This is a genomic window from Corynebacterium sp. AOP12-C2-36 (assembly GCF_052379185.1).
Classification (GTDB): Bacteria; Actinomycetota; Actinomycetes; order Mycobacteriales; family Mycobacteriaceae; genus Corynebacterium.
Window position 1 is genome coordinate 237182 of record NZ_JBQSYJ010000003.1, and the last position, 14708, is coordinate 251889.

The 14708-nt window shown below is 65.0% G+C and carries 16 protein-coding genes; all 16 read right to left on the reverse strand.

Translation table 11 applies throughout. The features are described from left to right. Positions 1-36: 36 nt before the first annotated feature. Positions 37-357: a hypothetical protein gene (locus ACT3UN_RS03925; RefSeq protein ID WP_444656363.1), complete on the reverse strand. Its 321-nt coding sequence runs from the start codon at positions 355-357 to the stop codon at positions 37-39. After that, positions 350-2116: a hypothetical protein gene (locus tag ACT3UN_RS03930; protein WP_444656365.1), complete on the reverse strand. Its 1767-nt coding sequence runs from the start codon at positions 2114-2116 to the stop codon at positions 350-352. The genes ACT3UN_RS03925 and ACT3UN_RS03930 overlap by 8 nt, the downstream gene beginning before the upstream one ends. After that, positions 2113-2904, reverse strand: coding sequence for a hypothetical protein (locus ACT3UN_RS03935; protein ID WP_444614849.1), 792 nt, complete (start codon positions 2902-2904; stop codon positions 2113-2115). The genes ACT3UN_RS03930 and ACT3UN_RS03935 overlap by 4 nt, the downstream gene beginning before the upstream one ends. Before the next feature lies 1 nt (position 2905). Next, on the reverse strand, positions 2906-3433 hold the full coding sequence (locus ACT3UN_RS03940) for a hypothetical protein (protein ID WP_444614850.1): 528 nt from the start codon (positions 3431-3433) through the stop codon (positions 2906-2908). 20 nt (positions 3434-3453) lie between these two features. Continuing rightward, a complete protein-coding gene (locus ACT3UN_RS03945; RefSeq protein ID WP_444656367.1) occupies positions 3454-5085 on the reverse strand; it encodes a Gp37-like protein in 1632 nt (543 codons plus the stop codon). 1 nt (position 5086) lies between these two features. Then, positions 5087-5872 carry a hypothetical protein gene (locus ACT3UN_RS03950; protein ID WP_444656369.1) on the reverse strand — a complete coding sequence of 262 codons (786 nt, stop codon included), beginning with the start codon at positions 5870-5872 and terminating at the stop codon, positions 5087-5089. Positions 5873-5885: 13 nt separating this feature from the next. Then, positions 5886-10937 (reverse strand): phage tail tape measure protein, encoded by a 5052-nt coding sequence (locus tag ACT3UN_RS03955; RefSeq protein WP_444656371.1) that lies wholly within the window; start codon positions 10935-10937, stop codon positions 5886-5888. Between the two features lie 10 nt (positions 10938-10947). Next, complete coding sequence (locus ACT3UN_RS03960; RefSeq protein WP_444637949.1) at positions 10948-11184, reverse strand: hypothetical protein; 237 nt, start codon at positions 11182-11184, stop codon at positions 10948-10950. Positions 11185-11309: 125 nt separating this feature from the next. Beyond that, positions 11310-11675 carry a hypothetical protein gene (locus ACT3UN_RS03965; RefSeq protein WP_444637950.1) on the reverse strand — a complete coding sequence of 122 codons (366 nt, stop codon included), beginning with the start codon at positions 11673-11675 and terminating at the stop codon, positions 11310-11312. A 106-nt stretch (positions 11676-11781) separates the two neighbouring features. Next, entirely contained in the window at positions 11782-12138 is a 357-nt protein-coding gene (locus tag ACT3UN_RS03970; protein WP_444647317.1) for a hypothetical protein, read from the reverse strand. Between the two features lie 71 nt (positions 12139-12209). After that, positions 12210-12932 (reverse strand): phage tail tube protein, encoded by a 723-nt coding sequence (locus ACT3UN_RS03975; protein WP_444647318.1) that lies wholly within the window; start codon positions 12930-12932, stop codon positions 12210-12212. A gap of 73 nt (positions 12933-13005) precedes the next feature. Next, positions 13006-13377 (reverse strand): hypothetical protein, encoded by a 372-nt coding sequence (locus tag ACT3UN_RS03980; RefSeq protein WP_444647319.1) that lies wholly within the window; start codon positions 13375-13377, stop codon positions 13006-13008. After that, a complete protein-coding gene (locus tag ACT3UN_RS03985) occupies positions 13377-13664 on the reverse strand; it encodes a hypothetical protein (RefSeq protein ID WP_444647320.1) in 288 nt (95 codons plus the stop codon). Before ACT3UN_RS03985 ends, ACT3UN_RS03980 begins: the two co-directional genes overlap by 1 nt. Next, positions 13664-13996, reverse strand: a complete 333-nt coding sequence (locus ACT3UN_RS03990; protein ID WP_444647321.1) for a hypothetical protein — start codon at positions 13994-13996, stop codon at positions 13664-13666. Before ACT3UN_RS03990 ends, ACT3UN_RS03985 begins: the two co-directional genes overlap by 1 nt. Continuing rightward, on the reverse strand, positions 13993-14412 hold the full coding sequence (locus ACT3UN_RS03995) for a Gp19/Gp15/Gp42 family protein (RefSeq protein WP_444656373.1): 420 nt from the start codon (positions 14410-14412) through the stop codon (positions 13993-13995). The genes ACT3UN_RS03990 and ACT3UN_RS03995 overlap by 4 nt, the downstream gene beginning before the upstream one ends. Positions 14413-14421: 9 nt before the next feature. Further along, positions 14422-14703, reverse strand: a complete 282-nt coding sequence (locus ACT3UN_RS04000; RefSeq protein WP_444626632.1) for a hypothetical protein — start codon at positions 14701-14703, stop codon at positions 14422-14424. Positions 14704-14708: the final 5 nt, after the last annotated feature.

Below are 14708 nucleotides of genomic sequence, written 5' to 3' on the forward strand. Positions count from 1 at the left end.
CCCTCCTTCGGGCATAAGAAAAGCCCCTGCGAGGGACTATGGGGTCGGATCGGGGAAGGCGGTGACGGAATTCACGGCGGCATGACTTGTCGAGAAGCTCAACCTGCCGGAGTACTTCCGCATCGGATACTGAGCCCAGCGTTCGACGCTCCTCGTTGTTGACGGAGTGACGGTTACGCCGTTCACCACGACGTAACCGGTCGTCACTGATGTTCCCTCCCAGTCGAGGAAGATCGCCCACTCCCCGTCGGGGAGATCGACCGAGAAGTTCGCGCTCGGCGAATCGGGTACGAACACGAATGGTTCAGCCGCCCCGCCGATCTTGCCGACCACGGGTCCGAGCGTGAGATCACTCATCACCGGTCACCTCCTCCACACTGTGCACGTCGCCGCCATCGGTATCCCAGACGTTGTCGACCGGCAGCGCGGCCTCCGGTGGTGCCCACGGCACTACACCGTCCCACGGCCACAGCGCAGGACGCGCCCGCACCAAAGACTCCAGGGCAGTCAGCCGGTCGACGACAGCGCGTAGACCACGGACCTGGTTGATCTCGTGCTCATGCTCCGTCGGATACCGCGGATCAGACAGACGCTCATCATTGCCCCGCACGTAGCCGGACATGACCTCATCCCACCACGGCAGGTCCTCCCTGGCGTGCTGATGGGAGGGCATAACCTGCACCACCAGGCTCGCGGTACACACCGCGTCGAGGTCCTCCTGCGTCCACGTCGCAGCCACCGCCACGGCCTCATGCCGCGACAAGTCCACGATGACCGTGGCAGACCGGTGAGTCTCCGGAGCGCCCTCCGGCAAGGTGACGATCGTCGACGCCGTGCCGTCCGACCGACGACCCCGCAAAGCCAGAGACGATCCACCACACCAGTCGACAGTCACCGTCACCCGATCCAGCCACAGTGGTGGGGTCAGCCACTCACCGTCGAAATCCCACCCGGTGGGTGTCGTCGCCGGGTCAGCGACCGCATTACCCCACCCCGGGCCCGGTGGCACAACCTGCACCGACGCGCCCGGCGAAGCAAGGGACAAGGCAGGCACACGCGGATCATCACCCGACCCAGCCAGGTCACCCGTCATCTGGATCAGACCCCGCGTCGACTCCGACGCGGCCGGCAGATCACCAGTGGCGATGTCCTCCGCCTGGGCCGCCGCCTCACGCGCAGCATCCCGGTACCCACGCCCCTCCGTCGCCGCCGACCGGGCAATGCCCGCAGCCGCCTCCGCCGCGACCTTGTGACCCTCGGTGATGCCCGTGGCCTCCGAGACAGCATCACGCACCGTCTGCCCCGCGGTGTCAGCGTGCTGCCCGGCGCGGGTCTCGTGCCCCGCGGCGTTGTCCTCCGACGTCTTCGCGTTCTCCTCGGAGGTCGCCGCGGCCTGCCGGTGACCGTCCGCTGTCGTCGAGTGCTCGCCCGCGGTGTCAGCGTGCTGCCCGGCGCGAGTCTCGTGCCCAGCCGAGTTCGTCTCGGAGGTCTTGGCGTTCCCCTCGGACATGGCCGCGTTGGCCTCGGATGTAGCGGACGCGCCCGCACTACTCGCCGAGTCGCTAGCCTCACCCGCCGACCGGTCCGCCTCCTTCTCAGAACGAGTTGCCTGCCGGGTGGCCTCCTCCTGATGCGCCAACGCATCTGCCTCGGCCTGCACCGCTGTGGCTTCCGCCTCAAGCACACGCTCGGCGGACCCCACCCGATCGGCAGCACGCTCGGACCGATCCGCTTCCCCCTCGGACCGGTCAGCCTGCGCCCGGGACTCCCGTGCGGCAGCCTCCGCACGAGACACCACAATCGGCTCCCACTCGACCTGCTCACCGATAAGGTCCGCCAGATTCCAGCGCTCCCCATCATCAGGGATGCCGATCTCCCACTGCTGACCGTGGGACACCCCGCCCTCCAGCATCACGATCACCGGGCCCGGGTCCAGCTCCTCGGTCTCGAAATGCCCACCGGAGTCCTCCATCGGGATCCGCGCCAGCTCCACCAGCGTCAGCGCGTCGGAGTGCATTGCTGGGCGAGCCTGCGTCGCCGAGATCACCACCGCCGTGCCCTGCTGGTCAAAAGGCTGACCAGTCACGTCCTGGAGATTGCCGTACAGTACCGTCATCCCTGATTCGCCTCATCTCTTGTCTCGTCACGCACCGTCTCATCGCCCCGGTTCTCCACGTCCGTGGAGTGCCGAATCGCGGCCATCATGCTGTAGCGGTAGCCGCCGTCCCACCAGCGCCATGCACCGGTCCACGTCTCCACGTCGACGGTGCAGCCTGGCTCATCAATCACGACCGGGAAGATCGACAGCAGAGTCGACGCTCCCTTCGGGTTGATGACTCCGGTGTCCGACATGGTGGAGGCATCATCGGTAACCGTGTGATACACCGTGCCGTCCGGCCGACGGATACGCACCGTCTGCTGGATCATCGCGTTGCCGCCGTAGCCGGTACCCCTCGCCCGGTTCTTCACCATCACGAGCCACGCACCCACGCCATCGAGCACCAGTCGCCCCTGCGAATCGATGCGCGTATTCTTCGCCGGTCCGAGCTGCTTGTCGAACGGCATACGGCGAACATTTCCGCCGAAAATCCCCCACTCAGCGTTGATGTTGCGGGACATGTAGGAGAATCCATACCCGGGCAGGCCGAACAGCAAGTTGATTGAGTTCTCCAGCCCCTCCTGGCCGTTGCGGATCTCGACGGCGGCCTCCTCGACCGGGGCGAACGGGCCACCGGTGACAATCCCCGACAGGGCATTCATGATCGCCCCGCCGATGCCGCCGACGGTCTCCTGCAGTGATCCAGCAAGACCGTTTCCCAGCTCGTCACCTGCACGCCCCAATGCGCTGATGTCCTGAGGCGACCCGTCCCAGCCAGGTTCCATACGATCAGGTGAGATCCCCATGTCAGTCCTCCTCGTCCAGCGCGGCGCGCAAAGCGGCCCGCTGCTCCGGCGTCAGCGCTTTCACGTCGACTGCCTGGACGGCGACCGGCTCCCGGTCCTCCAGCGCCCCGATCCACCGGCCGTCCTGATGTGGTGACCCCTGACCACCGAGGCTGTCGTATTGCACTTGCGGTCCGAGTCGGACGGTCCAGCGGTACTGGCCGGCAGGCAGCGTCCCGACCATCCGACCGGTACGCGGGCACAGGCTGAGTCCGGGTGGAAGCTGCTCGGACCACGCCGCAGTGTGCTCCGCCCCGGGCACGATCTCGTCGACCTCGCGGTCGTCTTTCCAGTCGCGGAAGTACTCGACCGTCGACGGGGCGACGTCGGGGAGTTTCGCGCCGCACATGTCGAAGATGTGCGTCGCCAGCTCGTTCATCATCTCCGGGGTGAGCTTTGCTCCCAGCGGGTGGAGGAACAGCTGGGCGTACGGGTGGACGTCCTCGGGAGGTTCATGCTCGAACATGAACCGCATCTGCTGATTCGTCACAGTGATGTTCCTCCTTGAGGTTACGGGATAGCTGTCTTCACCCGATCGATGGCGGAAGACAGGGTCTTGACGCTTCGTTCGAGCGACCGGGCCGGGGATTCGCGGAGGCGGGGGTCACCGAGACCGAGCGAGACGTCGTCACCGTCCGGGGTGACGGACACGTCCCACTCGGCGACGTAGGTGGCGAAGACGATGCCGTGACTGATGACGCCCGCCTGGTCTCCGGCGAGATAGTCACGTCCGAGGACGTATGGCTGACCATCCCCCACGGTGAACTCCGTACCGACGCTCCCCTGGGTCGACTGCAGGCCGGTGAATCCCGCCTGCAAACTCGACAGGCTGAAGCCGTCGCCCGGAGTCACTATCCCGCGGTAGCGGTACGGTCCATGCGCCACCGCCCGGGCCGAACTGCTGTACTGCGCCCAGGCGAACAGCTTGTCCTTGAGAAGCTCGCCCTGCACGTGACCGATGAAGGCTCCGGCCGCGACGGCCAACGGCGCCAGCGGCGGGAAGAGCATGCCGACACCGGCACCGATCCCCTGCCACAGCGCATTACTACCTGCGGCGATCAAGGAGTTCACGATCTGCGGCGACCGCCCGCCGACGATCACGTGGGAGTCGGTGGACTTCCGGACGATAAGCCGGTGCTCCGTGCCATGCATGTGGTCCGCCGACCACACACACCACGCGTGCGGATTCTCACCGTCGAACCAAGTATCGTCCAGGACCAGCGCTTTCGTCGTCTGATCCCCGGCGATCGTCGCACGGATACCGCGGATGATGTCCGTGGGCTTACCCGTCGACGACGAGTCGAAAGCACGGGGCTTGACGTCGATCCAGATAGTCGGCTTCGTCAGCGTGACATGCGACGGGGCCGGCTGATCGTCACCGGGCAGCCACAGGTCAAGGGTGACCAGCAGCCCCGCGGCATCTAAGGTGCTCTCGAAGGTTTCGCCGGCCATGTTGAACCGCGAATCGAGGACCGTCCACTCGGTGGTCAGGGACTCGTGGATCGGATTGACCATGATCGGCCAGTCCTCCTCGCGGATCCTCGACCACGTCGACGGTGACCACATGTCCCACAGCGCCAGTAGCGACGACTGGAATTCGCGGGCGAGATTCGCCTGCATGAATTCCTTGACGACCCGGAGGCTGTCACCGAAGCGAATATCGGCATACTTCAGCTGCGCGAGCAACGAAGACCCCGGAGAAGCCCAGAGAGGCAGGTGATTCAGATGCTCGAAAAGCCCCTCGCCGAGAACAGTCACCGACGAGACAGTGTCGGTCTGGATCAGCTCCAGCTCCGCCAGACGGTACGTCACCCGGTAGTACGGAGTCTCCACGATGATCCAGAACCACTGCGTCAGCAGCGCGTTCGGATCGGTGGCACCGTCGCCGTCAGCCATGAGCAGCGTCGGCACCGACGGATGATCCCCCGGCAGGGTCAAGTCCACTGCTCCGGCCGCATTGGCCTTATCACCGTACGACCCCTGCAGGAATCCCGACAGAGAGCACACCGGCACCATGTGATTGTCCGCCAGCCAGATCGTCCGGGCACCGAGTGCATGCTCGGCCCGGCGCGCAGCCTGCCACGACTCCCAGTCAAAATCGGCAGCCTGCAGAATCTCCGTGTCGGACAGGACGTCCACCATGTCACCACCTCCACATGTGCGAATGCCGCGAGGTCAGCCGACCCACACAGCCGTCGAATCTCCACCGCGCTGTCGAGTGAGCATCCACCGGCGCGGGAAAAAGCCGTCCCCGCATCCCTCGCCACAGGTCGGGGGCATCCACCCCGTCGACCGTCACGCGAGACGCGAAAGCCGGGTCTGTATCCAGCACCGCCGTGCGCCCACCGGTGTCCGGCAGCGGCACCTCACCGATACCCGGCGCGGTGACCGAGGCATTTGCCCCGGCCCACTGCACGACGGGCCAGGCCGGAATGTCGCCGGCATTGGCGAGGGTGGAGCCACCGTGGTGAGACACCGTCTCCCCGTGCCAGCAGCCCTGATACGACGTCACATCGAAATCGACATCCAGCCACGGCAGACGAATAGAATCCGGCGACTGCTCCAGATCAGGCTCCACCGACGTCCGAACAATCGGACACGTCAACGTCCCCCGACCCCGATGCGTCACCCTAAGAATCGACTCCGCCAGCGGGGTCACCCCGCGCATCAGCAGGGAGAATGTCTCCATCAGGTCGTCGGTCTCCTCACGGTGCAGACGCAGCGACCATGAGGCCTCCATCTGCTCCGTCTTCCACGACACCGGCGACACTCCGACCTGCGAGGTGGTCTGCCGGGCGGTCACCTGGATTGGTGACGCCAGGCCCACCGGGCCCATCAGCACAGCGCCCTTACGTCCCGGTGCGGTGTCAGACAGTGCCCACTGGATCCCCCACCTGTCGGTCAGGGATATCTGCATCGGCTCCGCCACCAGTCACCACCTCCTAGGTCAGCAAGCGCACGCCCGCATCTACTGCGCGACGTGCGGTTTTCATCTTCCGGATGTCCTTCTCGTTGACCTCCACGCGGCCCTCGACAGTGTCGACCCGCTTCTCGAGGATTTGCTGCCCGTCGAGGTTGATCACCAGCGTGATCTCGCCCGCACCGGGCTGACCGTCCTCGGGTGACGGGGCGTCGACCTCGGGGGCGGCGATCACCGGAGCGGACACGTCCGGGGTGGACATGTCGGCCACGTGGGACAGCTCGTCGGCGGCGTCCTTCATGGAGTCCGAGGAGTCCACGAAGTTTTCCATCGCGTCGTCTGTGAAGACGTGCTCCGGGGAATCGGTGAGGTTCACCGCGAGGGCTCCGGGCGGCAGGGTGCCGCCGGAGTCGTACAAGCCGGCGTCCGCGACGAGTGTCTCGGCGCGGCCCATCTTCGTGGCGTACCGATCCGGGAAAGCACTGACCTGCACGCCCTGAGCAACTGCCCCGGGGTCCATCGACTGCCAGTTCGGGAACTTCCGAAGCATCTCGTCGAAGAACATCCCCGCACTGTCGTAGGGGTCCATGCGCTGGGCGACGGTGCCCCACGCCCCGTTGTCACGCTGCTGGAACAGGCCAACACTGTCGTGGTCAGACCCGACGGCGTCGTGCGGGAAGTTCAGCGACTCCGGCACAGCGTGGTTGGCCCACATCTGCAGCGGATCGCCAGCCTCCACCAGAGCGGTAGCGACACCGATCTTCGCACCGGACGCGGGCAGTCCGTGGTCCTGGGCCGACTGCACGATGCCGTAGACATACCCCTCGGGGCCGCCCTCTGGCTTCTTGTGCCGGTCAGGATCGATGGTGTCCAGGTCCTCGACGAGGGGCTTCGACTGGCCTGTCACTGCAGCAGCCGGATTCGCCATGAAATCGTCCGGCATCTCAGCGGTGACCGAGACATCGTCCGAGGTCGGGGTGGACACGTCCTCCATGACCACACCAGCGCCCGAGACCTCGGCCGCCGTCGTGTCCGTGGCCTCCGTATCCGTCGCCGGGGATCCCGTGTCGCCGTCCTGGTCCTTGCTGTACCAGTCCGGCAGCGGCGCCAACTCATTCGCCGGGGTGGTCAGCAGCTTCTTCGTCAGGCTATCGCCCATCCCGAAGAAATCGAAGACCGCGTCCACGCCGTGCTCGAGTGCGGACTTGTCGCCCATCTCCTCAGCGAAGACGTGCTGGGCGACTTGGGTGCCGCCCCGCACAGCCTGCTGCGGGGTGGACCCGCCCTCGGTCGGGTTCCGCAGGATCTTCTCCGCCTCCGCGACGGGTGAGTACCCGACACCGAAGTTGTCGATCATGGCCTTGATGGCCTCGACCTGCTCCCAGTTGAGCACAGCTTCCGGACGCCCGGTCTCATTCCTGACGACCGACAGGCCATTCGGGATCCAACCACCCTGGTCACGGAACAGACCGCTGACCTTGTCACCGACCCATCCGGCCCCGCTCTTACCCCACTCGAAGACCATCGAGCCCATCTCCTTGGCAGCGTCGTAGGTCTTCCCCACGAGATTGCCCAGATCCTCGATCCTGTCGAAGACGAAGTCGACGATCTTGTCCTTAGACGAGGACATCGCCTTCGGCGGTATCCCCAGCCACTCCGGCGGAGGCTCACCAATCGCAGAAGCGAACATGTCCTTGATCGGGTTCAACATCTCCTCGAAGATGCCCTTGACCTTGTCCCGGAGGAATCCCTTCTTCTGCTCCGGAGAGGGGCCACCCGCAGCCTCGAAATCGCCATCAGCGCCGATCGCGAGATGGTACTGCGAGTTGAACTGCCCGTCATCCGCGCCAGCAGCGTCAGACGCGCCGTACTTGACGCGGCTGTTCGCGCCACCGGATTCAACATTGACCGCGCCGTACTTCCCAGCCGCAGACAGGGTGCCTGCTGTATGTCCGTTCTGCCCGCCAGAGGCAGGACCACCGGACATACCGATCGACATGCCCTGCCCCAGGCCAGCGACCCACGGCTGTCCCGCGGCGTCGACCGTCTGCCCCTGCCCTGCGGGGAATGCGACAGTGGTCCAGTGTGCGCCAGAGTCGCCGTTCAGGATCACCCCGGCGAGAGCCGACATGTAGCCGGAGCAGTCCGCGCCTGCGGGGAACTGGTTACCCGCGAGGTACGGCTTGCCATCCTGCTGCTTTGCCCACTCGTGACCACGTGCGACCTTGTCCTCCCACGCGGGACGGACCTCACCGCCGTCCTTGTAGGCCGGCAGCAGGGGCCCGTTGTCCGAGGGGTTCCGCTCATCGCGGTACACCTGGCCGTCCTTCATGGTGAAGTTCTCGCCGGACGCCAGGAGGTCACGCATGGCATAGACCGCCCCGTGCCCACCTGCGCGGCGGACCTCATCGGCGGTGAGCATATGCTCCCCATTGGAGCCCCACATCAGCACATCATCCGACGTGCCGGTGCCGGGGCCGGAGATCCGACCACCAGTCGCATGCTCCGGAATCTTCGAGAGTGGGTCCGCCTCATTCAGCCCCGGAATGAATCCAGCGATGGTATTCCACGCCTTCAAAATTCCGTCGTTGTAGACGGTGTCGATCATGAAGTTGATCGGCTTAGCGAGGATGCCGCGCATCTTCTCCCACACGCCCTTGATGCCGTCAACGACGGTGCCGAAGAAATCCCGGACCTTCTGCAGCCCCGTCTTCAGCGCGTCGAACGCGGGAGAAATGACATTGTCGTAGATAGCCCGGATGCCACTACCCATGTCATCCCACCGGTCCTGGATGAAGCCAATGACCGGGGAGACGACGTTGTCCCACAATGCCTGCAGCGCATTACCGACAGCATCCCACGCAGGCTTGATGATGTTGTTCCACGCCGCCTGGATCGCGTTCGAGAGGTTATCCCAACCCTGCTTGATGAAATCGAAGACGGGCTTCAGCACCGTATTCCACAGCCAATTCGCGGCAGCAGATACGGCATCCCACGCGGGCTTGATGATCGAATTCCACGCCCACTGGATAGCCGTGGACAGTGCCTCCCATGCGGTACTGATAAATCCGAATATGGGCTGCAGCACTGAGTTCCACAACCACGATATAACCGTGCTAATGGTGTCCCATGCACGCTTGATGACATTCTCCCAGTACCACTGTATCCCCGTGGAAAGAACCTCCCACGCAGTACCGATAAAACCGAAGATCGGCTGCAAGACAGTCTCCCACAGCCAAGACGCGCCGGTCTTAATTCCTTCCCAGACGGACGAGATGATGTCACCCATCCACTGGAAAACCGGGGTGAACGTGTCTTTCAGCCAGGTCCACACGGTCGACAGGACGTCCATGAATCCCTGCCAGATTTTCTGCCCCGTCTCCGTCTTCGTGAAGAACCACGTCAGGCCAGCGACCAGGCCCGCGATCGCAGTAACGATAAGGCCAATGACATTCGCCTTCATCGCCGCATTCATCGCCTTGATGCCGCCCGTTGACAGGGCCGTCGCAGTAGCAAACGCCTTCTGCCCGAGCGTGATTGCCGCGACAGCGCCACGCCACGTGACGAACGCCGCGGCAGCAATTCCAACCGCAGTCGCCAGCCCCTTGACCAGGCCCTGATTATCCTCAACCCAGCCGATGAAATCCTCGAGCTTCTGCGCCCCAGTCTCAAGAGCCGGGATCAGCGCATCGACCAGCTTCGTCGCAATCGGCTGTAGAGCCGTCTCGCCCTTCTGCTTGAGCAGCTGAAAATTCTCGCCCATCGTCCGGGTCTCCTCAGAGACTCCGAGGATCGTGTCGGTGGTGGCACCTGTCGCGGCCATGAAATCGTCGACCGACAGGGCCCCGGATTTCACCGCGTCCACGAACTGTGCGGCACCACGGGTACCGAACAGATCCGTCGCCAGATTCATCGCAGCAGCATCATCGCCGGACTCAATGAAGCTGTCGATCTCGGTGATGGTCTCCTTCAAGGCCTCCGGGGCGTCCCGGCCCTCATCGGCGAAGGTAGACATCGCCCGAGACAGCCGATTGAGCGTGCCATCGGCGTCGAGACCGGCCTTGTCCATCTGGCCGACCAGGGCCGCGGAGTCCTGCATCGTGAAGCCGAAACCACGCAACTGCGGTCCCGCCTTCGCCGCACTGTTCGCCAGGTCAGTGACCGTCAGCCCGGTGGCCTGCGACACCTGGAAGAGTTCATCCAGCGCGGCCGGCATGTCCTTGGCTTCAATCCCGAAGCCGTTCATCGCCTGCGACACTGCGTTGATGTCGGCGTCGACGCCCATGTTCGATAGGGCGACCATCTGCCCGGTCATCGTCTCCAGCGGCTCATCGGTCAAGCCGAGGCGGGTGTTCAGGTCCGCGAGGGTCTCGGAGATCTGCGACATTCCGCCATCCATCGCCGGCACCGTGTCCATCACGCTCAGGGCAGAGTCCTTCAGCCCCTCGAAAGCCTCACCCGTAGCGCCCGTACCAGTACGAATCGTGCGAAACGCCTCGTCGAAATCCGTGCCCAACTTCACCAGCGCGCCAGTAGCGCCCAGCGCCATACCGCCGATCGCCAACGCCGCACCATCCAGCGCCTTGCTGAATTTCTTCGACCGGTCCTCGGCCTCCTCCATCGCCCGGGCCTGCTCAGCAATCCCCGATGAGGCGTCCGCCGTAGCGGTCTCCAGCTCCCCCTGCGCCTTCTCCAGGTCAGCGGTCGCCTTCTCCGCAGCACCATCAGCACGAGCCTGGTCGCGACGAGCCTTCTCCAGGTCATTGGCAGCCTTGATACCCTTCGCTGACCCAGCCTCGTGCTTCTCCAGCACCTCGGCAAGCCGCTGCTCCATCAGGGTGGTCTTCTCGGCCGCATCAGTCGCCTTGTCACGGGCCGCGACCTGTGCCTTCGACGCGGACTCGACAGTCTTCGACGCCTTCTTGACGCCGTCCTCCATCGACTTGGCGATAGCCCCCGACGACTTCTTCGCCGCCTTCTCAGACGGGCCCACCAGAGCCTTGTTCAGCTGGCCGGTCACGCCCTTCAGCGAGACCGTGACCGGCAGGACAGCATATCCAGACGCCTCAGCCATCGGGCACCTCCTACGTCTTCTTCCGCAGCCCCATCAGGTAGTTCACCGCGGCCTGTTCATCACCGGCATCGACCCGGCCTGTGCGTTTCGTCTTGCCGTCCTCGTCCCACGGGGTTGCCTGCTTCTTCGGCATCGTGGGCTTCTTCTTCACCCCCTGGGCGCCGAGCACGGTCTCCACGCGCTGCAACAGGTAGGCGACGTGCCACATCAGGGAGTGGTCCATCGTCCACACATGCCCGTCGTTCATCTCCCGATGCAGAGCAGACCCCTCCGGCAGCCCCCGGATCAGGGCCATCAGGCGACGGGTCGTGACCTCGCCACTCCAGTACTGGGCGACGATGTCGCGCCCGTAGTGGGCGTCGAGGGAGGCTTCTACCGCCTCCGGGTGTTCCGCGAGGACCGCTGGGTAGGGTTCCGGCGGACCTCCTTGTTGTGCTCACTCAGCGCCATGTTCAGCGCCTCGAACGGGTCGACATTCGCTTCATCGCACATGGTGCGGAAGTCATCGGACTGATCGCCGAGGTACTGCTCGATGACGGCGTCCTCGCCCTCGAACGGGGTCAACACCTCGTCCTCGACGTCTGCCTGGATCTCGGCGAGACGCTCCCGGTGGGAACGGGGCGCGAGCTCCTGGGCGACGATCCAGAATTCGGTGTCGTCGAACTTGGCGAGGAACTTGTCGTCCTTGCCGAGCACCTCGCGGCGCTTTTCGAGCATTTTTGTCAGGTCAACGGCCATGGCAGGTCTCCTTAAGAAAGTTGGTGTGGCAGGTCTGCTTACGGGGGAGGGAAGTTGAAGGGGTGAGGGAGAGACCTGCCGAGGATCCCCCACCCCACCCGTGGGGCTATTCGCCGCTGTCGCCTGACTCGTCGGGCTCCAGGGCCGCGATGCGCGACTCCAGGGCTTCCAGGGCAGACTGTGATGCCAGTCCCGAGACGTCGGGCAGCTCGGAGCGGTCAGCCTTGTCCGAGATATCGGGGATATCGGACGAATCAGCCTTGCTCTCAAGGGCTGTATTCAGGGCCGACTCAGTGACGTAGCTGGACAGGTCCGGCGCATCGGGAATGTCGGAGTGGTCCGGCTTCCGATCGAGACGATCATGCGCATCAGCGATGCCCCGGTCCATCGTGTTGAAATTGTCGGCAGAGGTCGGCGTGCCGCCCTCTTCGCCATTTGCCCAGTTCACGCGGTTGTATGCCACGGGTTCCTCCTACTGGTCAGGTGCGGTCGGGTAGGTGTCAGGGCCGGGGAAAGACTGCTCCCCCGGCCACGTCATTCCCCCTCGGCCCCACCGTTGTCGTTGTCGTCCCCGCCACCATCGGACGTGCCCTCATCAGCAGGGGTAGACCAGTCGCCCAGGTCCTTCAGGCCACCACCCTCGAGGATCGTGCCCGAGGTGCCCGGCTTCCAGCCCTCCTTGAACTCCCGGGCGATGGCGAAGCCAGCGTCGCGGTCGAAGTTCGTCTTGAAGGTCAGCTCGTAGCCCACCAGATCGGTCTTCGTGTAGGTGACGTCGCCACGCTCCACGACCGACGCGGCAGGAAGCAGGAACCGTCGAGCCTTCTGTCCGTCGATGAGGTCGAAGCCGAGGCAGAACCGGAAGTCCTCCGGCAGCTCCGCGCCCTGCTCGAACCGGGTGACACCCGAATCGGTGTCGAACGACATGTCCTCCTCTGCCACGCCGTAGTACAGCGCAGTCGCCAGCCCACCCAGCGACCACAGAGTCGCCGTGAACTGCACCTCCTCCGAGGTGATCTGGCCACGCTGCGGACCAACCGCCTGCCACGGCGTCCAGTCCTCACGCTCCTGGTTCAGGGACTCTCCCACACCGCCGTCGCCGATCCAGCCGAGATCCACCCACGGAACCTCGTAGTCGGCCATGTTCTCCGGCAGTGCCGTGCCGTGCGGGGCGTAGGACAGTGCGCCAGTCACACCGAGGGTGATCAGTGCGGTCTCATAGTTCGGCGCCGTGATATCGAGTTCACGCTCAGCCATGATTTCCTCCTTGGAAATGGGTGAACCCCGCTGCCAGGGAGGCTCACGGGGTTCGGAAGTTTGTTTTGGGGGTTTATCTGCGCGGGGTCGCGACCTGCACCGTCGTGGCGCCGAGGAAGCATCCGAGGCCTCGGTCTCGGACGATATCCGGGCCGGAAGCTGGGGTGATCAGTAGGCCGTGGGGGCGAGTGAGGTCGATCAGGTACGCCTCGACCTCGGAGACCAGCCGCCGAGCGGTCGGCTCATCCTCGGCATACACAGTGACAAGCACCTGCTCCCGCGACCACGGCACCGACGACCTCGGGGTGCCGGCCGAGATCACCGTCACCACCGGACCGTCAGAGACAGTCCAGGAGTCCGGGAGCTCGGCGACGAAACGGTGATCCGGGAACGCCTGCCGCAGAGCCGAGCGCACCATCAGTGGCGCGTCCTGCTGCACAAGCATCAGCCACCCCCGTACGGGTTCATGTCCAGCCCCTGCTGCGCGGCCGACCGTTTCAGGTCGCCGTGCTTCGCCTCGATCGCTGCACCATTCGGCTCGGTGATCGCGACGAGAAGCACGGGCCGCCCCGATCGGTTCCTCTCCACTCGGATGCCCGTCGAGTACTGCCGCGGCACGCCCGCCTGGATACGCTTACCGAGCTTCGGAAGCTGCTTCTCCGCATTGTTAAAAGCGGTCTCTGCGAACCCCGGCGGCAGCCGACCGATACGAAGGCTGTTCTTCTTCGCCATCAGCCCTCACCCCTCACAGCGTCGAATACCGCCGATGGGCGGTGCCTGGACAGTGCGGGGCGACGGTGAGCCGACGGGTCCCACGACGAGACACGTACCTGGTAGCGCAGACCGCGGATCGTGACATCATCACCATCCAACGGGCCATCCACCGGCGAACACCAGATGCGAAGAACCCGGACGCTACCGTCCTTGTCGTCGTCGGAGAGCTCCTCGGCGGACACCTTCTGCACCGACTTCACCCGAACCTTGCGGTCAGGTGGTACCGGCACTGGCCGCCCGTCATCATCCCGGCCACGCGATTGCGGGTGGATCGTGATCTGCTCACTCACGGCAGCCTCCGCTCCGGCCACCGCGGCGGTCGGGGGAACCATCCTCTGGGGAGGGCCCCGGCCGGCAGCCCGAGATCGGCGCGCTGCTGATCGGTCAAGGTCACCCCGCCCCACGACACGGACTCAACATCCGCGAACGTGACACTGTCGGACTCCTGCATCGTCGTCGACGACGCCGACCGCATGCCCGCATTGATTCCCACCAGGATCGGGGCGGCGACCATCTCCCGGACCACGCGCTCATAGGTCGCCCGGAACCACGGCCTCGACAGTGATGTGTCGAGGTCCATTCCCGCCCGGCCGAACTCCTCATCGATCCGGGCTTTGGCATCCTCGATCAGATAGCCGGCCCTGGTCTTCTCTGCGGGGTCGAGGTCACGGGGTAGCCGCTTCTCGACGTCATCGACGGTGACCATTGGAGCCTCCTACGCAGTAGCGGCGATGATGTCCTGCTTGCTCATGCCCTTGGTCTGGATGCCCTGCTTCTCGGCGAAGGCCTTCCAGGTGTCGAGGGAAGCGGTCCGGGCCGGGCGCTTGTCCTCGTCGCCGTCGTCCTCGGAAGACGACTCGGCGGCCGGGGCCTCCGCGGCGCTTTCGTCCCCGGCGGCTGGGGCCGCCTTGCGCTTTCGGGTAGGTCGGGCCACTGCTCCGGTACGGGTCAGCCACGCGGCGACATCATCGTCCACATCGACCTCATCGCCCGGCACGTAGC